General features: G+C 72.0%; 13 protein-coding genes. 6 read left to right on the top strand and 7 right to left on the bottom strand.

Features of this window, described 5'->3' with window-relative positions; translation table 11 throughout:
- Positions 1 to 1,299: 1,299 nt before the first annotated feature.
- The 3 genes from EKD16_RS07530 to ppdK all read right to left on the bottom strand — a co-directional run bounded on the left by EKD16_RS07530 (position 1,300) and on the right by ppdK (position 6,802).
- Positions 1,300 to 2,628 carry a deoxyguanosinetriphosphate triphosphohydrolase gene (locus tag EKD16_RS07530; protein WP_131097727.1) on the bottom strand — a complete coding sequence of 443 codons (1,329 nt, stop codon included), beginning with the start codon at positions 2,626 to 2,628 and terminating at the stop codon, positions 1,300 to 1,302.
- 127 nt (positions 2,629 to 2,755) lie between these two features.
- Positions 2,756 to 3,805 (bottom strand): YdcF family protein, encoded by a 1,050-nt coding sequence (locus EKD16_RS07525; protein ID WP_242677283.1) that lies wholly within the window; start codon positions 3,803 to 3,805, stop codon positions 2,756 to 2,758.
- A gap of 318 nt (positions 3,806 to 4,123) precedes the next feature.
- Positions 4,124 to 6,802 carry a pyruvate, phosphate dikinase gene (ppdK, locus tag EKD16_RS07520; protein ID WP_131097726.1) on the bottom strand — a complete coding sequence of 893 codons (2,679 nt, stop codon included), beginning with the start codon at positions 6,800 to 6,802 and terminating at the stop codon, positions 4,124 to 4,126.
- Positions 6,803 to 7,250: 448 nt separating this feature from the next.
- Here ppdK and EKD16_RS07515 point away from each other — a divergent pair, with 448 nt between their 5' ends.
- The gene (locus EKD16_RS07515) at positions 7,251 to 8,612 is read left to right on the top strand and encodes a DUF2252 domain-containing protein (protein ID WP_131097725.1); all 1,362 of its coding nucleotides are present in this window, start codon (positions 7,251 to 7,253) and stop codon (positions 8,610 to 8,612) included.
- A 221-nt stretch (positions 8,613 to 8,833) separates the two neighbouring features.
- Positions 8,834 to 9,571, top strand: a complete 738-nt coding sequence (gene trhA, locus EKD16_RS07505; protein ID WP_131097723.1) for a PAQR family membrane homeostasis protein TrhA — start codon at positions 8,834 to 8,836, stop codon at positions 9,569 to 9,571.
- Between the two features lie 337 nt (positions 9,572 to 9,908).
- Here the strand turns inward: trhA and EKD16_RS07500 are convergent, their stop codons facing one another.
- The 3 genes from EKD16_RS07500 to EKD16_RS07490 form a co-directional block, all read right to left on the bottom strand.
- A complete protein-coding gene (locus tag EKD16_RS07500; RefSeq protein ID WP_207391451.1) occupies positions 9,909 to 11,300 on the bottom strand; it encodes a glycine--tRNA ligase in 1,392 nt (463 codons plus the stop codon).
- Between the two features lie 195 nt (positions 11,301 to 11,495).
- Positions 11,496 to 11,843 carry an antibiotic biosynthesis monooxygenase family protein gene (locus EKD16_RS07495; protein ID WP_131097722.1) on the bottom strand — a complete coding sequence of 116 codons (348 nt, stop codon included), beginning with the start codon at positions 11,841 to 11,843 and terminating at the stop codon, positions 11,496 to 11,498.
- A gap of 56 nt (positions 11,844 to 11,899) precedes the next feature.
- On the bottom strand, positions 11,900 to 15,688 hold the full coding sequence (locus EKD16_RS07490; protein WP_131097721.1) for a CDP-glycerol glycerophosphotransferase family protein: 3,789 nt from the start codon (positions 15,686 to 15,688) through the stop codon (positions 11,900 to 11,902).
- Between the two features lie 572 nt (positions 15,689 to 16,260).
- On the opposite strand from EKD16_RS07490, the gene EKD16_RS07485 reads away from it, so the two are divergent.
- The 4 genes from EKD16_RS07485 to EKD16_RS07470 all read left to right on the top strand — a co-directional run bounded on the left by EKD16_RS07485 (position 16,261) and on the right by EKD16_RS07470 (position 18,870).
- Positions 16,261 to 16,662: a DUF6703 family protein gene (locus tag EKD16_RS07485; protein ID WP_394347317.1), complete on the top strand. Its 402-nt coding sequence runs from the start codon at positions 16,261 to 16,263 to the stop codon at positions 16,660 to 16,662.
- Positions 16,663 to 16,767: 105 nt separating this feature from the next.
- On the top strand, positions 16,768 to 17,601 hold the full coding sequence (locus EKD16_RS07480) for a metal ABC transporter ATP-binding protein (protein WP_131097720.1): 834 nt from the start codon (positions 16,768 to 16,770) through the stop codon (positions 17,599 to 17,601).
- The gene (locus EKD16_RS07475; RefSeq protein WP_131097719.1) at positions 17,594 to 18,493 is read left to right on the top strand and encodes a metal ABC transporter permease; all 900 of its coding nucleotides are present in this window, start codon (positions 17,594 to 17,596) and stop codon (positions 18,491 to 18,493) included. The genes EKD16_RS07480 and EKD16_RS07475 overlap by 8 nt, the downstream gene beginning before the upstream one ends.
- Positions 18,490 to 18,870 carry a Fur family transcriptional regulator gene (locus EKD16_RS07470; protein ID WP_131097718.1) on the top strand — a complete coding sequence of 127 codons (381 nt, stop codon included), beginning with the start codon at positions 18,490 to 18,492 and terminating at the stop codon, positions 18,868 to 18,870. Before EKD16_RS07475 ends, EKD16_RS07470 begins: the two co-directional genes overlap by 4 nt.
- Before the next feature lie 103 nt (positions 18,871 to 18,973).
- Here the strand turns inward: EKD16_RS07470 and EKD16_RS07465 are convergent, their stop codons facing one another.
- Positions 18,974 to 19,789, bottom strand: a complete 816-nt coding sequence (locus EKD16_RS07465) for an SGNH/GDSL hydrolase family protein (protein ID WP_131097717.1) — start codon at positions 19,787 to 19,789, stop codon at positions 18,974 to 18,976.
- Positions 19,790 to 19,875 lie beyond the last annotated feature (86 nt).

The raw sequence follows: 19,875 nt of genomic DNA, 5'->3' as shown, positions 1-19,875 counted from the left end.
GGCACCTCGCGGGAAAGCCGCGGCGACGGTGGCGGATGGCTGGGCTTGCGGTCACCGGTTCGGGTGCTCGCCGGTGGCGTGCCTGACGGATCGGCGGCTCGGGTCTGCTGTGCGGCCTTGTTGGTCTGCCGGGTGCGGGTGGCCTTCACTGAAAAGCGGCGCCGAGGGCGGCGGTGGGCGGGGCCCGTGCCCAACGGTTCGGGTGCTCGCCGGTGGCGGTGGTCGGCGGGGGCGGCGACGGCAGCAACAGGGCCGGGGCCGCGGACGTCGGTTCCGGTGCTCGTCGGTGGCGCGCCCGACGGGGGCGACGACGACGCCGGCGGGGCCGGCGGGGCCGGCCTGCGGTGGTCGGCGGCGGTCCTGCGGCCGGGTCGGGGTCACGAGTTGCACGTAGGTGCGGCGGCATCGGCCTCGGTGTCGTCCCGAGGTGTCGCCCTCGCACCGCAATTCCGTGATACGGAACAGCACGGGGTGTTTTGCCCGCCAATGCCCGAGTTTCCGGTGGGCCCGCGCCCGTGCTGCGGCGGCGGTGGCGCACGAGGTGCGCCGGATGGCGCGAAAACCGCCCCCGGCGTCGACTTTTCGTGCGCCTCGTGGCCGCGGCGTCCGCCGGGGTCGCCCGTAAAACGGGCATCGGCCCGCAAAAGCCCACCCCATCGGGCGGTGGAGCTCCCCTCGGCCGCGCCCGGGCGCCACGAGCGACGTGTCGTCGCCCCCCGGGCCCCCGATCCGGCGCACCCCCGGGCCGCGCGGGTGCCCGCGACCGCGCCCCGCGGCGCGGCCTCCGGCCGGTGCGGGCCCGACCGGAACACGGCGACACTCAGCCGGCCCACCGCTGCCGGTGTGTCCGGTATGCCGGTCCATCCGGCGATGATCGTGAACTTATGGCCGCGGAATGCGCTTTCCTGCGACCATAAGTTCACGATAGACGCGTCGAGTCTGTCTCCAGGGTGGGATTCGGCGCCGAATCCGTCCCTGCAGACAGACTCGATGGCACCGCTGTCGACCAACGCAGGGTTCCGTCCAGACAGCGGCCGGAATCCGGTGGAAACCGCGCATTGGATGCGCCGACCGACCCTGCGGCGGCCCCCGAACGCCGCCCCCGCCGCACGCGCCACCGGCAAGCACCCCACCCGACAACCGCAGGCCCAGCCCACCACCGCCCTCGCCTCCGCTTTCCCGTGAAGGCCACCCGCACCCCGGCAGACCAACAAGGCCGCACAACACCCGACCCGCCATCCGCCGCGCGCCCCGGTCGCCCATGGCAACCGACACCGGCCCCGACCGCCGCGCTCCCCGTCAGGAGACCAGCCGGTCATGCCACGTTCGTGCGGAGGTGTCGGTGAGCGAGGCGACCTGGTCGATGACGACACGCAGGGCGGCGGCGTCGTCGGGGGACCGCTCATAGGCCGTGCGGAACGGGCCGTCGAGGGTTGCCGGGGCGCCGCGGCGGACCGCGTCGACCAGTTCGGCAACGATTTCGCGTTCGCGGGCCTGGTAGGCCACCGCTTCGGAGCGACCCATTACGTAGTGGGCGGTGAGGGCCTTGAGCAGCGCGCATTCCAGCAGGTTGCGGCGCGGGACGACGAGGTCGGCGGCGTAGCGGGTGATGGGTTCGGGCCCGCACGCCGCGCGGGTGGCCTGCTCGGCGGCTCGGCACAGGCGTCCGATGAGCTCGCTGGTGAGGTTCTTCAACGCCGCCAGCGAGCCGAGGTCGCCCGCGAAGTCCGCGGGCCAGAACGGTTCGGCCATGAGGTCGGCGAAGACCTCCTCCAACTCGCCCGCGCCGGCGTCGGCGTAGAGGTCGGCCGCCACCGCGCACACGCCGTTGCGCTCGGCGCGGCTGTGCAGCTCCGGTAATTGGATCATCCCGGCGTAGAGCGCGTCCTCCAGGTCGTGCACGGAGTAGGCGACGTCGTCGGCCCAGTCCATGACCTGGGCCTCGAAGCAGGTCGGCGGCAGTCCGCCGACACGCGGGGCAGGCGCGTCGGCGCGGATCCACTCGAAGACCGCCAGGTCGTCGGGATAGCAGTTGAACTTCCGGCCGGAGCCCGCACTGTCCCGCGGCCAGGGGTATTTGAGGGTGGCGTCGAGCGTGGCGCGGGTGAGGTTGAGACCGGCGCTGGACGGCTCCGGCGGGCCGGAGCCCGGCACCTGTCCCGGAACCGCATCGCCGGCGCCGCCGGGCCTATCGTCCTCGACGACGACCTTGCCCTCCAAGCGGGTGAGCAGCCGCAGGCTCTGCGCGTTGCCTTCGAAGCCGCCGCACTCCGCTGCGGCGGCGTCCAGCGCCTTCTCCCCGTTGTGGCCGAACGGCGGGTGCCCGAGGTCGTGGGCCAGGCACGCCGCCTCGACCAGATCGGGATCGCAGCCCAGCGACCCGCCCAGCTCGCGGCCGATCTGGGCGCATTCCAGCGAGTGGGTCAGCCGGGTGCGCGGGAAGTCGCTCGCGCCCGGCTGCACGACCTGGGTCTTGGCGGCCAGGCGGCGCAGCGCGAAGCTGTGCAGCACGCGGGCGCGGTCGCGCTCGAAGGGGCCGCGGGCGCGGCTCTTGGCCGGTTCGGCGGCCCAGCGCCGCCGGTCGTGGGCGCTGTAGCCGCGCGGTGGGGTCTCGTCGATGGCTGCCATGGTCGATGTCGACTCTATGCAACGTGCGCCCGCTGCGCTCGGCTGCGACACCGCAGGCCGGCGGCACCGGGTGCCGCCGATCGGTCCGCGGCCGCCTCGGCTCCGGCCGGCCCGGGGGGGGGTCGGCTCAGGCGGCGTCGACCTCGATGTCGCTGCTGTCGCCGAAGATCCAGTAGTACCAGAGCGATGCGGTTTCGCGGGTGATGTACCACAACTGGGTTTCCCGCTTGATCACCGCCGGACCCGACCGGGACGGCGAGGTGGCCGCCTCCATGCCGTGGTCCTCGGCCATCTCGCGCGAACGCAGGCTGTGCCAGGGGTCGGTGACGATCACCACACTGGACCATCCGCGCCGCTCGTAGACGCCGGAGACGGCCTCGACGCTCTGCAGGGTGTCGCTGCCCTGCTTGATGGCGATGACGTCGTCGGCGGGTACGCCCTGCTCGACCAGCCAGTCCCGCCCGGAGCCGCCTTCGGTGTAGTTGTCGCCGGGCTGGTTGCCGCCGACGGTGATCAGCACCGGCGCGACGCCCTCGCGGTAGAGGGTCTCGGCGTGGGCGAGCCGCGCTTCGAAGATCGGCGACGGCCGCCCGTTGTACTGGCTGGCGCCCAGCACCAGGATCGCGTCGGAGGCCGGGCGCTCGTCGGCCCGAGCCGTGTACCAAACCCACGCCCAGGTGGCGGGAGGAGCGGCGAGCACGGCCAGCAGCACGAACGTGACGATCCAGCGCAGTCGGAAGCGGCGCCGGCGGACGGGGCGCGGCGCGGGCGGGCGGCTCCCGCCGCCGCGGTCGGGGCCGTCCGGCGAGTCGGGCGCGGCATCGGGAGCGCGGCCGGGGCGCCGCATGACGCGTGTCCGCTCTCCACCGGGGCGCGCTCCCCCGCGAGCCGGGGGGTGGGTGTCGAAGGAATCGGGGCCTTCGCGTTCGGCGTCGCCGTCGGACGCCCCGGTCCACGGGCCCGCGCCGCCGCCGGTCGCGCCGGGGGTGCCGGGGGTGCCGGGGGTGCCGGTATCGGTGTAATCGGCGTGGGAGAGCGGCTGCGTCCACTCCGCTGCGGCGCCCGGCGCGCCGGTGCTGCCGGCGTGCCGGGTGAAGACGCGGGTGGCCTCGGCCGGATGCCCGGACGCCTCCTCCTGCCAGGCGGAACCTCTGCGGTCTTCCCCCGCTCCTGGCACCTGTCACCCCCGCTGTGATCGTCGGATACGCCCGACGATAACCGACGCCGGGGCCGCCCGGTGCATGCCGAAGGTGCATGCCGAAAGCCGCCTCACGGCGCGGTCCGTGCTCCGGTGAGCCCATCGGGTTCCGCACCGCCGCCGAAGGTACGCCGAGGGCCGGTCGGCGCCCTTCTCCGCGATCTCCGCGGCCCCCGCGGTCCCGGTCGCGGGCCGCAACCGCCGCCGGTCGGGTGTGTCGACGGCGCGTCTTCTGCTCCGGCTGCGCGGCGGGCCCCGGCGCCACCGATGGGCCGCCGCGCAGCCGGAGCGCACGCCTTAGCCGCGGGCGGCCGCGCGGCCCGCCTCCAGCCGGGCGACGGGGACGCGGAACGGCGAGCACGACACGTAATCCAACCCGGCGCGGTGGAAGAAGTGCACCGAGTCCGGGTCGCCGCCGTGCTCGCCGCAGATACCCAGCTTGATGCCGGGTCGGGCGGCGCGGCCTTCGGCGGCCGCGATCTCGATCAGCCGCCCGACGCCCTCGGTGTCCAGCGACTCGAACGGCGACACCCCGAAGACGCCCTTCTCCAGGTAGGCGGAGAAGAAGGACGCCTCGACGTCGTCACGGGAGAAGCCCCACACCGTCTGCGTGAGGTCGTTGGTGCCGAAGGAGAAGAACTCGGCGCTCTCGGCGATCTGTGCGGCCGTCAGCGCCGCGCGCGGCAGCTCGATCATGGTCCCGACCGGGAAGTCCAGCTGCACGCCGTACTCGGCGCCGACCTCGCGCAGCACCCGCGCGGACTCGTCGCGGATGATCTCCAGCTCCTGGACAGTGCCTACCAGCGGGATCATCACCTCGGGGCGCGGCCGCCCACCGTCCCGCAGCAGTTTCGCGGCGGCCTGGGCGATCGCCCGGACCTGCATGGTGAACAGGCCGGGCACGACCAGGCCAAGCCGCACGCCGCGCAGGCCCAGCATCGGGTTCTGCTCGTGCAGCTTGTGCACCGCCTGCAGCAACCGCAGGTCGTTCTCGTGGCTCTCGCCGCGCGACTCGGCGACGGCCACGCGCACCGACAGCTCGGTGATGTCGGGCAGGAACTCGTGCAGCGGCGGGTCGAGCAGGCGGACGGTCACGGGCAGCCCGTCCATCGCGGCGAACGCCTCGGCGAAGTCGTCGCGCTGCAGCGGGAGCAGCTGGTCCAGCGCCTCGTTCTGCTCGGCTTCGGTGTCGGCGAGGATGAGCCGCTCGACGAGCTGGCGCCGGTCGCCCAGGAACATGTGCTCGGTGCGGCACAGCCCGACCCCCTCGCCGCCCATCCGGCGGGCGCGAGCGGCATCCTCGGCGTTGTCGGCGTTGGCGCGCACCCGCAGCCGCCGCGCGGCGTCCGCGTAGTGCATGATGCGGTCGACGGCGCGCACCAGGTCGTCGGCCTGGTCGGAGGCCGGGTCGATCTCGCCTTCGAAGTAGCGCACGACCGGGGAGGAGACGACGGGCACCTCGCCGAGGTAGACGCGGCCGCTGGTGCCGTCGATGGAGATGACGTCGCCCTCTTCGACGACCTCGCCGCCCGGCGCGGTGAGACGGCGGTTCTTGGTGTCGATGCCCAACTCCTCCGCCCCGCACACACAGGTTTTGCCCATGCCGCGCGCGACGACGGCGGCGTGGGAGGTCTTGCCGCCGCGGCTGGTCAGGATCCCGGCGGCCGACATCATCCCTTCCAGGTCGTCGGGGTTGGTCTCGCGCCTGCAGAGGATGACGTCCTCACCGCTGCGCGACCACTTGATGGCCGTGTAGGAGTCGAAGACGGCCTTGCCCACCGCCGCCCCGGGCGAGGCGTTCATGCCCTTGCCGAGCACGTGGCCTTCGGCGTCCTCGGCGAAGCGGGGGAACATCAGCTGGGCGAGCTGGTCGCCGGTGACGCGCTCGATCGCCTCGTCCAGGGTGATCATGCCCTGGTCGATGAGCTGGTCGGCGATGCGGAAGGCGGCCGCGGCGGTGCGCTTGCCCACCCGGGTCTGCAGCATCCACAGCTTGCCGCGTTCGACGGTGAACTCGATGTCGCACAGGTCGCGGTAGTGGTTCTCCAGCGTCTCCATGATCGACAGCAGTTCGGCGTAGCTGTCGGCGTCGATGCGCTCCATGTCGGAAAGCGGAACGGTGTTGCGGATGCCTGCCACCACGTCCTCGCCCTGGGCGTTCTGCAGGTAGTCGCCGTAGACGCCCTGGCGGCCGGAGGCGGGGTCGCGGGTGAAGGCGACGCCGGTGCCGGAGTCCATGCCCAGGTTGCCGAACACCATGGCGCAGACGTTGACGGCTGTGCCCAGGTCCACCGGGATGCGCTCCTGGCGGCGGTAGAGCACGGCACGCGGAGCGTTCCAGGAGCCGAACACGGCACGCACCGCCTGGTCCATCTGCTCGCGCGGGTCGGCGGGGAACTCGCGGCCGGTGCGCTCGGCGACGATGCCCTTGAAGACGTCCACGAGTTTGCGGTGGTCGGCGGCGTCCAGGTCGAGGTCGTCGCTGACCCCCTTCTGGCGCTTGATGTCCTCGAAGGCGTCGTCGAAGAGTTCGCCGTCGATGTCCTGGACGGTCTTGCCGAACATCTGGATCAGCCGCCGGTAGGAGTCCCAGGCGAAGCGCTCGTCGCCGGACTGGGCGGCCAGCCCGTGCACGGAGTCGTCGTTCAGCCCGATGTTGAGGACGGTCTCCATCATTCCCGGCATGGAGAACTTGGCGCCGGAGCGGACGCTGACCAGCAGCGGGTCGTCGGACTGGCCGAGCCGCTTGCCCATCGCGCCCTCAAGTGCGCGCAGCTTCGCGTCGATCTCGGAGTCGAGGCCCTCGGGCATGTCGCCGTGGGCCAGGAAGTGCCGGCAGGCCTCGGTGGTGATGGTGAACCCCGGCGGCACCGGCAGACCGAGATTGGTCATCTCGGCGAGGTTGGCGCCCTTGCCGCCGAGTAGATCCTTGAGGTCCTTGCTGCCCTCGGCGAACTCGTAAACGTACTTGGGCACGGTGTCTCCCTGCTCTCGGAAGGACCTTGTACGGCCGCTCGTCCTCGGATGGGCGCGACTCTACCCAGCTGACGCGTTAAAACCTCGCAGCCCACCCTACTACTGAAGTTTTCGCAGGTAGAAGCGCTCCAACAGGTCTATACCAATGGTCTGGACAAATCATCGCCGCCACCGTTCACCGGAGCACACTGCCCGACCCCGGTGCGTGCGGATGTGCAGGTGATAACGGGTGCGTCCCGCCGCGAATCACCGACAGCGGTATCCCGGGGCGGACGAGGCCGAAATGGTCCACTGCGCCGATGGCGAGGCCCGGGGGCGCGGCCTGCGCCCCGCCCGGTGCGCACTGCCGCCCCACCGCCTCGAAGCGCACCGTGCACACCCGGACGCGCGGCGAATCGCCTGTCCGCGGGTGCTGCACGGGGTACCGCGGCGCTGGGAGTATGTGCCCATGCCCGAATTCACTGATCTTGTGCCCGCTTCATCCGACTCCGAGCGCCAGGAGCAGATCGTCGCCACCCTCGTCGACGCCTTCTCCGAGCTGATGGAGGCCGCCCCCGACGCCTTCCGGACCAAGTTCCGCAAGATGGCCGCGGACCCGTTCGCCTTCTACCGCGGCAGCGCGTGCCTCTTCTACGCCGACGTCGCCGACCTGGAGGACCCCTGGGCCGACGACCGCACGTCGCGGGTGTGGATCCAGGGCGACCTGCACGCCGAGAACTTCGGCACCTACATGGACGCCCAGGGCGCCCTCATCTTCGACGTCAACGACTTCGACGAGGCCTACCTGGGCCACTTCACCTGGGACGTCCGGCGGTTCGTGGCCAGCGTCGCCCTGCTCAGCTGGCGCAAGGCGCTCTCCGACGCCGACATCGACGCCCTCGTGGGTACCTACGTGCGCGCCTATGTCGACCAGGTGCGCTGGTTCGCCGAGCACAGCGAGGACGAGGCGTTCTCGCTGCGGCTCGACACCACCGACGGAGCGATCCGCGAGGTCCTCAAGCGCAGTCGGCGCAGCAGCCGCGTCTCCCTGCTGGACTCCATGACGCGGGTGGAGGACGCCGACCGCCGCTTCCGCGAAGGCTCGGGCGTGCGGCGGCTGAACGACGCCGAGCGCGACGCGGTGTGCTCGGCATTCGATGCCTACCGGGCGACCATCCCCGACGACAAGCGCTACAACTCGATCGCCTACCGGGTGAAGGACGTCGTGGGCAAGTCCGGCTTCGGCATCGGCAGCGCCGGACTGCCCGCCTACAACATCCTCATCGAGGGCTTCAGCGAGGCCCTGGACAACGACATCGTGCTGTCGATGAAGCAGGGCAACGTGGCCGCGCCGGCCCGCGTGGTCACCGACACCGCCATTCAGGGCTACTTCAAGCACCACGGCCACCGCACGGCCCTGTCCCAGCGCGCGCTGCAGGCCCACGCCGACCCGCTGCTGGGCCACACGGAGCTGAACGGCGTCGGCTTCGTCGTCTCCGAGCTCTCCCCCTACTCCGACGACCTGGACTGGAGCGACCTGACCGAGCCCGACGACATCGGTCCGGTCGCGGCCTACCTGGGCCGGGCGACGGCCAAGGCGCACTGCGTCTCCGACCGCGACTCCGACCAGTCGCTGGTGCCGTTCCAGACCGAAGAAGCCCTCATGAACGTCCTCGACGGCCGCGAGGAGGAGTTCATCTCCTGGAACACCGAGTTCGCCCGGCAGTACGCCGAACAGGCGCGCAAGGACCGCGCCCTGTTCGTCGACGCGTTCCGCAACAACGCCATCCCGGGTGTGCACTCGACGCGGTCCGCGAGATCCTACGCGTGACCGCAGGCCGCGGCGCAGGCCGGTCGGCGCCGGCGGCGGCAACCCGGTCGGCCTGTGCCCGGAGACACATCACTACCGGCGAGTAACCTACGCGTCCGTAGGTTAGGATCGCCGCTGAGGCGCCTTCGCGGCGGCGCTTGGCCGCCGACGCCGCACGAGGCCCACCACCCCGCGCCCGCGCGGCCCGGCCGCGACCGGCACACAGGAGGACGGAGGAGCAGGTGTGCGCACAGCGATCCGATGACACCGCGACGCGCCCGGACCCGGGACCCCCCGACCAGCAGCAGGACGGGGCCCTAGGTCTCGCCGCCGACCTCATCGAGGTCGTCAAGCCGCGGCTGCGCGGCTGGCTGCACCTGGGCACCGCGCCGCCTGCGCTCGCCGCCGGGATCGTGCTCGTCTGCCTGGCGCCCGGACTGCAGGCCCGCATCGCCGCCGCCGTCTACGCCGCCACAGCGGTGCTGCTGTTCTCCACCTCGGCGGTCTACCATGTCGGCCGCTGGTCCAGCGGCGCGGTGGCGGTGCTGCGCCGCATGGACCACGCGAACATCTACCTGATCATCGCCGGCACCTACACGCCCTTCGTGGTACTGGTCCTCGACGGCACGCTGCGGACGGCGATGCTCGCGCTGATCTGGACGGGCGCCGTCGCCGGCGTGGTGTTCAAGATGTTCTGGCTGAACGCACCCCGGTGGCTTTCCACGGCGCTGTACCTGGCGATCGGCTGGGTGGCCCTGCTGTTCATCCCGCAGCTCATCGGCGGCACCCATCCGGCCGCCTGGATCCTCACGCTCGTCGGCGGCGTGCTCTACAGCGGCGGCGCGGTGGTCTACGGTCTCAAACGGCCCGACCCGGCCCCGCGCTGGTTCGGGTTCCACGAGGTCTTCCACTCGATGACGATCGCCGCCTACATCTGCCACTACATCGCCGTCTCGTTCGTCGTCTACACGGCCGGCTGAGCCCGCCGCGGTCCGACGGACAAGACGCCGAGCAAGCCACCCTGGAACCTGTTCCTGCCGGGGTGGCGGACGAGCCTGCGGGACACGGCGGGGCAGATGCGCCCGATCCGTCACGATTCACTTACAGGATCGGACGAGTGGGCAGGAACCGCGCGACTCGCGAGGGTTCCGCGGATAGCGTTAGAACCGGTTCTGGCGGGTGTGTGCGCCCGGCAGGCCGGGTGAGGCGACCGGAGACCACATCCCCCCGGGTCCGGTCGCCTCCTCGCTTTCCGGCCGCTCTCCCGGCCGCGCCGCGTCCGGTCGTCCGGTCGTCCGGGCGACCGGACGCATCGACTCAGACGCCCGGCAGGCGCTCCACCAGGTACATCTCGACCTGGTCCAGCGAGACGCGCTCCTGGGACATGGTGTCGCGCTCCCGCACGGTGACCGCGTTGTCCTCCAGGGTGTCGAAGTCCACGGTGATGCAGAACGGCGTGCCGATCTCGTCCTGGCGGCGGTAGCGGCGGCCGATCGCGCCGGCGTCGTCGAACTCCACGTTCCAGCGCTTGCGCAGAGTAGCCGCGAGGTCGCGGGCCTTGGGCGAGAGGTCGGTGTTGCGCGACAGCGGCAGCACGGCCGCCTTGACCGGCGACAGGCGCGGGTCCAGCCGCATCACCGCGCGCTTCTCCATCTTGCCCTTGGCGTTGGGCGCCTCGTCGACGTTGTAGGCGTCGAGCATGAAGGTCAGCACCGCCCGGTCGACACCGGCCGCCGGCTCGATCACGTAGGGCACGTAGCGCTCGTCGGCCTCCTGGTCGAAGTAGGAGAGGTCGACGCCCGAGGCCCGGGAGTGCGTGGAGAGGTCGAAGTCGGTGCGGTTGGCGATGCCCTCCAGCTCGCCCCACTCCGAACCGGTGAAGTTGAACCGGTACTCGATGTCGACGGTGCGCTTGGAGTAGTGGGACAGCTTCTCTTGCGGGTGCTCGTAGAGCCGCAGGTTGTCCTTGGAGATGCCCAGGTCGGCGTACCACTGCATGCGGCCGTCGATCCAGTACTGGTGCCATTCCTCGTCGTCGCCGGGGCGGACGAAGAACTCCATCTCCATCTGCTCGAACTCGCGGGTGCGGAAGATGAAGTTGCCCGGCGTGATCTCGTTGCGGAACGACTTGCCGATCTGGCCGATGCCGAAGGGGATCTTCTTGCGCGCGCTCTGCTGCACGTTCAGGTAGTTGATGAAGATGCCCTGAGCCGTCTCGGGCCGCAGGAACGCCAGACCCGACTCGTCGTCCTGCACGGCGCCGAGGTAGGTGCGCAGCATCGCGTTGAACATACGCGGCTCGGTGAAGGACTTCTTGGCGCCGCAGTTGGGGCAGGCGAGGTCGTCCAGGCCGTTCTCCGGCTCGTGGCCGTGCTTCTCCTCGTAGGCCTCGACGAGGTGGTCGGGGCGGAAGCGCTTGTGGCAGGACTGGCACTCGGTCAGCGGGTCGACGAAGGCGTTGACGTGGCCCGATGCCTCCCACACCTCGCGGGCGAGGATCACGCTGGAGTCCAGGCCGACGATGTCGTCGCGCTCCTGGACCATGGCGCGCCACCACTGGCGCTTGACGTTGCTCTTCAGCTCCACACCCAGCGGGCCGTAGTCCCACGAGGCGCGCAGACCCCCGTAGATCTCGCTGGAGGGGTAGACCAGACCCCGACGCTTCGCGAGGTTGACAAGGGCGTCCATTGCCTCTGACTTGGCGGCCATAAGATCTCTCGATTCTCCATCCGGCTGGCGGTCGGCGGATCGCGCAACGCGATGTACTGACGGTGAGTGCCCAGCTTAAGGGACTGCTCAGAGCGGACGTGCAACCACGACGATACGCACGGGAACGGCACCCTTCGACCGGTTTTCCCCTGCCCGCGCGGTTTCCGCGGGCCGCGGCGCACCGGGCGCGGGACCTCAGACCGCGGAGCCCCCGGAGCCCGGCGCCCCTCCCCCGGCACCGGCCTGCTCGTCGGCCGCGTCGCGGCGGGCGACCACCTCGAACGCGCTCGGCTCGTTGCGGGCCTCCGACAGCAGCGGCACCGCGGCCACGCGTACGTCGAAGTTCGACAGGGCCCGGCGGTAGGCCCCGGGCCCCTCCCACTCGGTGACCACCGTCCACAACTGCGGGTCGTCGGCGGCGCGCCCGATGCGCGAACCGCGGAAGCCGGGGCGCCGAGCCATAGCCTCGACGGCGGCCTCGGCACGGGCGACGAAAGCGTCCTCGCCGCCGAGGGAAACGGTGAAACGGGTGATCACGACCACCCGCCCATCCTCTCACTCCGCGGCGACAACGCGGACCCGCCGCCGGGCGGGCCGGTTCAGCCCGCGCCGAAGACCCGGTCGGCCACCCGCGCGGAGGCGTTGCCGTCGTCCAGCGGGCAGAAACGGTCGGTGAACTCCCGGTACTTGCCGCCGTAGGCCGCGGCCACCTCGTCCACGTCCACCAGCGCGCCGATTACGTCGTCGGAGGTCTTCAGCAGCGGCCCCGGCGCGGTCTCCTCGAAGTCGAAGTAGAACCCGCGCAGGTTGTCACGGTAGCTCTCGATGTCGTAAGTGAAGAACAGCATCGGACGGCCGGTGTTGGCGAAGTCGAACATCATCGACGAATAGTCGGTGACCAGCACGTCGGTGATCAGGAACAGCTCCATGATCTCCGGGTAGAGCGACACGTCGTAGACGAAGTCGCGGCCCACGGCCGGCACGCTGTCGACGACCCGCGGATGGCGGCGCACCAGCAGCACGTGGTCCTCGCCCAGCTTCTCGTACATCCGCTGCAGGTCCAGGTGCAGATCGAGCTTGTGCTTGCCGCGGGTGTAGTACTTGTCGTCACGCCAGGTGGGCGCGTAGAGCACGACCTTCTTGTCCTCGGGCAGGCCCAGCAGGCGCCGGATGCGGGCCGCGATCGCCTCGCGCTCGGGGGAGAAGAAGATGTCGTTGCGCGGGTAGCCGGTCTCCAGGATCTCGCCTTCGAAGCGGAACGCGCGCCGCAGGATGGGTGTGGCCCACGGGCTCGGCGAGACGAGGTAGTCCCACTGCTTGGTCTCCCAGGCCAGCTTCTCGTGGTAGTCGCGGGCCTTGCCGCGGATGTTCTCGATGTCGAAGCCGATGCGCTTGAGCATCGACCCGTGCCAGGTCTGGACCACGACCTGGTCGGGGCGCCGGGCGAACCAGGCCGGCTGGCGGGAGTTGGTCACCAGGTAGGCGCTGCGCGCCAGCGCCTCGTAGAAGTCGCCGCCGTTGTGGCGCACCCGCTCCAGGTCGCCGGGGAGGTTCACCTGGCCGTCCTTGACCAGCCACGACATGGGGTACTCGGCCCAGTCCCCCCGGGAGCGCAGCTCGGCGTAGATGCTGTGCGGGCTGTCGGAGAACTGGCGTCCGGTGTAGCTGTCGAAGAGGATGCCCGGCTGCAGCGGCTCCTCGCGCAGCGCCGGGTAGACGGAATCGCGCAGCCGCTGCTGGGCGAAGGTTCCCTTCTCCTCGGGACGCAGGTCGCTGGCCACGCGCAGCACGGGCATCTCGCTGCCGGTGTCCTCGAAGGTGTAGGTGCGCTCGGGGGTCTCCATGCGCAGCGGCAGGCGGTGCAGCAGTTCGGCGTCGACCTCGGCGCCGACGTCGGTGGCGGGGCCGTCGCCGCGGCGCACCCGCGCCCAGAGCTGGTAGCTGCCGGCGGACAGCGGCAGCGTGCCCGACAGCGTGGGGATGTCGGCCGGGGTGAACGCGGCCCGGAAGGCGGCGCCGTCGCGGGTGAGCGAGACGGGGTGCTCCTCGTCGCGGCCCAGGGCCTTGAAGACGAGTCCGGCGCCGGCCGGTGCGGAGTAGCGGCCCTCCAGCACGAGGTTGCGGCCCGACCAGGACACCTCGCGTACCACGGGGTGGGCCCAGCCGCCGCGCACCCGCAGATAGCCGTTGCCGGTGCGCTGCACGGCGAGCTCGTGGTAGCCGTCCACGGCCTCGTAGGCGGCGGACTCCACCTCGTCGGGCAGGGCGACGGGGGCGAGTTGGCCATCGGGGGTGACCAGGTCGGCGGTCCAGTGCTCCTGGCGCAGCAACCGGGTGCCCTCGTCAACGGCGTTGTCGACGATGTCGTCGACCGGCACCCGCGTGCAGAAGCGCGCGCCGTCGACCTCCAGCGGATACTCCAGCCGGGCCGTGCCCGGTGCGCGGGTCAGCCGCAGCCACCGCGCCTCCGCCGCGGGCGGGGCGACGAACTCGCCGCTGAGCACGAGCTCGGGACGGGCCCCGGCCCGGTTGATGCGGTGCCCGTCCAGACGCGCCTTGGCAGGGGCGACCTCCACGGCGAGCCGGCGGTCGCCGTCCCAAGCCGGGCGGACCCACACGTCCTCGTCGACGCGCTGGTAGGGAGGCCGTTCCACCGGTCCGCTGACCGGATTGCCCACGATGCGGCGGCGCACCAGGCCGCGGTTGACCACCACCAGCTCCAACTGCCAGCTCCCGGACTGCCACCCGCCGCCCGTGCGCAGCCGCTCCGGGTCGAGGGTGATCTCGAAGCCGCCGAAGTCGTGGCGGGCCGCGGTGGGCAGGTCGGGCAGTCGGTACTCGGCGGCCCTGCGGACCTTGACGGGGACGGGGGTGCGCCGCCCGGTCTCGGTGTCGACGGCGAACGCGAGGATCTGCTGGTGCCAGCGGCGGGCCGCCCGCAGATGCACCACGCCGACCCGGCCGGAGACCACCAGACGGCCGTCGCGCCACTCGACGGACTCTGTCTTCTGCCGGACCTTGAGTTCGCTGTCGGCTCGGTAGACCTCGCGCGGCACCCCTGCCGCGGCGTCCTCGAAGAAGGGGTAGCGCAGGTAGTAGTGCAGTCCGCGGCGTACGACCGGCGCCTTCTTCAGCTCGACGCTCTTCTGGAAGGTGACCGTCTCCAGCAGGCGCTCCTCCTGGCGCTTGCGGACCAGGAAGTAGTTCAGCCGGTGCAGCGGGCCCAGGCTGTCCAGCACGCTGCGCGCGACCGTGTCCAGGTAGGCGTTGGCCAGGTCGAGGAACACCCTGCGCGCGTCGTCGTCGGCGCCGTCCATCCGCAGCAGGATGGACCGCACGTCGCTGCGCAGCGCGCGCGAGTCCCAGATTTCGCGATCGGGCCCGCTCAGCGCGGTGGAGAGCTCGGTCAGGGCGGTGAGGCGGCGGGACAGCCCCGGCGCGGTGGCGAGGTCGTCGACGGCGTCGCGGTCGCGCAGCAGGTGCACGGGGGCGACGAGCACGTCGATCGAGCAGGCGGCGAACAACGCGCGGACCACGTCCAGGTCGGTGTCGCGGTCCGGGTCCCCTCCGGCATCGGTGCGGAGGACGAACGAGCCGGCGGGCAGATGGTCCCAGAACGAGCGGCGCCAGAGCTTGTTGCCGTGCAGGCGGTCGGACAGCAGGGCGGGATGTGCGCGCACGTCGACGCCGGTGCGGGTGCGGGCGAAGACCTTGCGGTGGGCGGCGGACGGCCGCGTGCCCAGCTCGTTGAAGCGGTAGACGTCGCCGGTGGCGAGGTCGGAGCCGGAGTCGTCGAGGCAGCCGCCCAGGTAGGACAGGGCGTAGCTGCTCAGCATGTCCCCGCCTTGTACGAACATCAGGTATTCGCCGGTGGAGGCGGCGGCTCCGGCGGCGCGCGCGGCGCCGTGGGACGGCGCGGACCGCTCGGCCAGTGTGGTGCGCAGCCCCGCGGGCGGGGCCGCGGCGAACTCGCGCGCCGTTGAGAGTCCTTCGGTCCGGGCCGTGTCCACGGCCTCGTCGCTCTCCTCGTCGGGGGCCTCCTGCGGCTGCTGTGCAGCTGTACCCGCGTCTTCGGCATCGTCGGGGTCGGCGTCGTACTCGTCGGCCTCGTCCGTGCCGGCGGCGCTGGAGACGCCCGCGGCGACGGGCGGCGGGACCGGGTCGCCGGCGCCGTCGGCCGGTGCGGCCGACTCCCCCGAATCCGCCGAATGCGGTTCCGCGTGTCCGGTATCCGCCTCGCCCGCATCCTCTCCGGCGCGGGCAGCCACCGGCACCAGGACCACTTCCGCCTCGTCGCGGCGCTGGTCTTGGCGCGCCAGCGAGTCGAGGCTGTCCTGCAGGTGCGGTTCGGTGACGTCGAAAGTCACGATGACGCTGAACTTCGGCACGGAAAAACTACTCTCCCGACGTGGCGCTTGCGGAGCACGAGGATCGGACCGGGGGCCTGCGGCGGTGGGGAGCCAACCTAGGTCACTGTGCGTAAGTGCCCGGTAAACAGCACAGCGTCGCCGAGACAGCCCCCGGCCCGCCCGGCCGCGTGGTCCTCCCCCGACTCCGCCGGCGTTCACGGTCGCCGCCGCCCGAAGGCGACCGTCCCTGTGTATCGTCCGAAGCTTGGTGTTCGCTGTGACGGCACCGCCCCGGGGCGAACGCGGCGAGCGCGGGGCGAGGCGCCTTCGTCCGACGCCGGAAGGCCCCACGCAACGGACAGGATAGCGCGGCCGGCGCGCCGCCGTTCGAACAGCCGCCGCTTCGGCGGGGCGGCACCGCCACGCTGCGGCCGCTTCGCGGGCGCACCGGCCCGGTCCGCGGCGTCGCACGTGGTTCCCGGGAGCGCCTCGGGCGGAGCCGGGCGATTTCGGGGGATCCGCAGGGCTCCGAGAACTCCCGTCGACGACCTAGACTTTTTCGGGCAGGAACCGCAGCGGCGGGTGCACCGGCGGTCAGGGTGGAGGAGAAGGTGTCGGCCAAGCGCAAGAAGCGGGCAGCGGGCGGGTCCACCGGCTCCGCCCCTACGTCCGGGGCGTCGGGCGCGTCGCGTCCCCTGCCGCCCGGCGACACGCTCTACACGCCCGGTTCCGGCCGCTTCCGCCAAGAGGTGGAGCGGCGCAGCGCGGTGCCGCTGGTGTGGCTGCACAACGCTCCGCGCCTCCTGCTGCCGGCGGTCATGGGCGCGGCCCTCATCGCGGGCCTGGTGCTGCCGGGGGCACTGGGCACGCTGCCGCTGGTGCTGATCGCGGCGTTCTTCGCCTGGCTGGCGTTCCTCACCTGGCCGCGCCTGCGCACCGGCGAGCGGGCCATGCGGGTGGTGGCGATCGCGGTGCTGCTGGGATTGGGCGTACTGCAGACCGGGCTGTTCTGAGCGCGCCTGTGGCGGCGGGCGGGGCGGCGCCGGCCGTTGAAGGGCACGCCTTCGAGGACTTTCGCCAATTTTGACAACCGTTTTCGTTTTCTTCATACTCGAAGTGTGTCCACCCTTGCCACCGGCACCGCCGCACCCGGCCGCACCGCCTCCGGTGCGCCTCCCGCCGTCCGCGTGGTCGACGCCTCGGTCTCCTATGACCGCACCCCCGTCCTCGGCGGGGTGAACCTGGAGGTCGCCGCCGGCGAGACCCTGGCCATCCTCGGCCCCAACGGTTCGGGCAAGTCCACGCTCATGCGCGCGATGCTCGGCCTGGTCCCGCTCTCCGCCGGCCGGATCGAACTGCACGGCGCGCAGCCGCGCCGCTTCCGCGACTGGAGCCGGATCGGCTATGTGCCCCAGCGGCTCTCCGCGGGCGGGGGCGTACCCGCCACGGTGCGCGAAGTCGTGGCCTCGGGACAGGTGTCCCGGCGGCGCCGGCTGCACCGCACCACCGCCGCGCAGCGGTCCGCCGTCACCGAGGCGCTGGAGGCGGTCGACCTCGCCGACCGCTCCCGCGACTCCGTCCACGAACTCTCCGGCGGACAGCAGCAGCGGGTGCTCATCGCCCGGGCGCTGGCCGCCCGTCCCGACACCTTCCTGATGGACGAGCCGATGGCCGGTGTGGACGCCGCCAGCCAGCGGGCGCTCGCCCGCACCGTCACCCGGCTGAGCGCCCGGGGCGCCACCGTCGTGCTGGTCCTGCACGAACTCGGCCCTCTGGAGCCGCTGATCGGCCGCAGCGTCGTCCTCTCCGGCGGCCGCGTCGCCCACGACGGCGCCCCTCCCCCGCCCGAGGGCGAATGCGCCCGTCCCGGACACGACCACGTGCACCCGCACGCCGGTCACGAGCCCGCCCCGCCCGCCCTGCCCGACATCGAGGTTCCCCGCCGTGGCTGAGATGCTCCAGCTGGACTTCATGCGCCGGGCACTGCTGGCCGCCGTACTGGTGGGCATGGTCGCGCCGGTCATCGGCACCTTCCTGGTGCAGCGCCGGCTCGCCCTGCTGGGCGACGGGATCGGCCACGTCGCCCTCACCGGCGTCGCGCTGGGATTTCTGACCAGCACGTCTCCGGTCGCCACCGCTGCCGTCGTCGCCGCGGTGGGCGCCGGGCTGATCGAACTGGTCCGGGTCCGCGCGCGCACAAGCGGCGACGTCGCGCTGGCGCTGCTGTTCTACGGCGGGATCGCGGGTGGGGTGCTGCTGATCGGCCTCGCGCCGGGCACCACCACCGCCACCCTCACCGCCTACCTGTTCGGCTCGGTCAGCACGGTCACCGGCGGCGACATCGTGCTGGTCGCCGTGCTGGCGGCACTGGTGCTGGGCACCGTCGGCTACTTCGGCCGCGAACTGTTCGTCCTCTGCCAGGACGAGGAGGTCGCCCGCGCCCACGGCCTGCCGGTGCGCCTGCTGAGCCTGGTCATCGCGATCACCGCCGCCCTGACCGTGGTCCTGGCCATGCGCGTGGTGGGTGTGCTGCTGGTCAGTGCACTGATGGTGGTTCCCGTGGCGGCCGCACAGCAGCTCAGCCGCAGCTTCAAGGTCACCCTGGCGCTGGCCGTGGTCATCGGCACGGCTTCGGCGCTGGGCGGGCTCTCCACCGCTTACTACGCCGACGTCGCACCGGGCGCGGCCATCGTGCTGCTCACCCTCGCCGTGTTCGCGATCGCCGTGGGCGCCGGGTATCTGCTGCGCGGCGCGCGGGGCCTCGGCGGCCGCCCCCGGGGAGGCGGGGAGGCGGACGCGCCCGATACGATTCCCCAGACCGAGCAGGGGGGCGTAGCAAGATGAGCACACGACGCGAGACCGTACGCCAGGCCCTCAACGAGAGCACCGGATTCCGCAGCGCCCAGGACCTGTATGCGGACCTCCGCTCGGAGGGCTCCAAAATCGGCCTGACCACCGTCTACCGGGCGCTGCAGGCCCTCAGCGACTCCGGTGAGATCGACGTTCTGCGCACGGACGACGGCGAGGCCGTCTACCGCGCCTGCATCACCGAGACCCACCACCACCATCTGGTCTGCCGCCGATGCGGCAAGGCTGTCGAGGTCGAGGGCCCGGCGGTCGAGCGCTGGGCCGACTCCGTGGCCGCCCAGAACGGGTTCACCGACATCACGCACACCGTCGAGGTCTTCGGCACCTGCGCGAACTGCGCCGCCGCGCACTGAGGTCCGGCGCCGCCGCTGCTCCGGCACTGCCCGGCGCTCGGCGCCGACCGCTGCGGCGCGCCGTCGGGCACCGCGCCGGGCCCGGCGCGGTGGCCAACACCCGTCAGTTCCGGTACCGCGCGGGTTCCAACCGCTCCAGCTCGGGCCGCTTCGCGGTGCGCCCGTCGCCCGAGGAGCGTCCCGTCAAGCGGCGGCCGATCCACGGCACCAGGAACTCCCGGGCCCAGTGCAGGTCATCCTGGCGTGCGGCCCTCCACGGCAGCGGCTCCTCGGCTGGCCAGGGATCGCGCCAGTCCGCCGGCGGGCAGGCGTCCAGCAGCTCGCAGACGCGCAGCGCGATCCGCCGGTGCCCTTCGGCGGACAGGTGCAGCCGGTCGCCGCTCCAGGCCCGCCGGTCCTGCAGCACCCGCATGCTCCACAGGTCGACCACGTCGCAGCCGTGTTCGTCGGCGACGGCGCGCAGATGCATGTTGTAGGTGGCGATCTTGCCGCGCAGGTGGCGCATGACCGGCTGAAAACCGGTGTCCATCCCGGTGAAGACGACGATGCGCGAGCCGGTGGCCGCCAGCCGCCGCACGGCCGCCTCGAAGATCCGCGCCGTGGCGTCGGGATCGCCGCCGGGGCGGATGATGTCGTTGCCGCCGGCGCAGAGGGTCACCAGGTCCGGGGCGAGCTCCACGGCCCGCGGCACCTGCCGCTGCACGATCTCGCGGATCAGCTTGCCCCGCACGGCCAGGTTTGCGTATCGGACCTCGCCGCACGTCCGGGCGAGATGCTCGGCGAGGCGGTCCGCCCAGCCGCGATAGCGCTCCTGCCCGGTGCCGGTGCTCTCGGCGTAGGGATCGTTCATGCCCTCGGTGAAGCTGTCACCGAGAGCCACGTAGGAGATGATGTCGCGCCCGTTCCCAAACCCGCTCATGATGACCGATGATGCCGCTTCCGCCGCGGGTTACGCGACGGTAGGTTCCGGCGCGGGCGGATTCTGTAACCACTGTCACCCCCGCC

This window comes from Streptomonospora litoralis, from assembly GCF_004323735.1.
Classification (GTDB): Bacteria; Actinomycetota; Actinomycetes; order Streptosporangiales; family Streptosporangiaceae; genus Streptomonospora; species Streptomonospora litoralis.
This window is presented reverse-complemented; position numbering and strand designations above follow the sequence as displayed.

What these genes read in the sequence shown, in the direction of transcription:
- EKD16_RS07530 (WP_131097727.1), bottom strand. Translation starts at nt 2,628, where the DNA reads ATGGCAGCCATCGACGAGACCCCACCGCGCGGCTACAGCGCCCACGAC.
- EKD16_RS07515 (WP_131097725.1), top strand. Translation starts at nt 7,251, where the DNA reads ATGCCCGAATTCACTGATCTTGTGCCCGCTTCATCCGACTCCGAGCGC.
- EKD16_RS07500 (WP_207391451.1), bottom strand. Translation starts at nt 11,300, where the DNA reads ATGGCCGCCAAGTCAGAGGCAATGGACGCCCTTGTCAACCTCGCGAAG.
- EKD16_RS07470 (WP_131097718.1), top strand. Translation starts at nt 18,490, where the DNA reads ATGAGCACACGACGCGAGACCGTACGCCAGGCCCTCAACGAGAGCACC.
- EKD16_RS07465 (WP_131097717.1), bottom strand. Translation starts at nt 19,789, where the DNA reads ATGAGCGGGTTTGGGAACGGGCGCGACATCATCTCCTACGTGGCTCTC.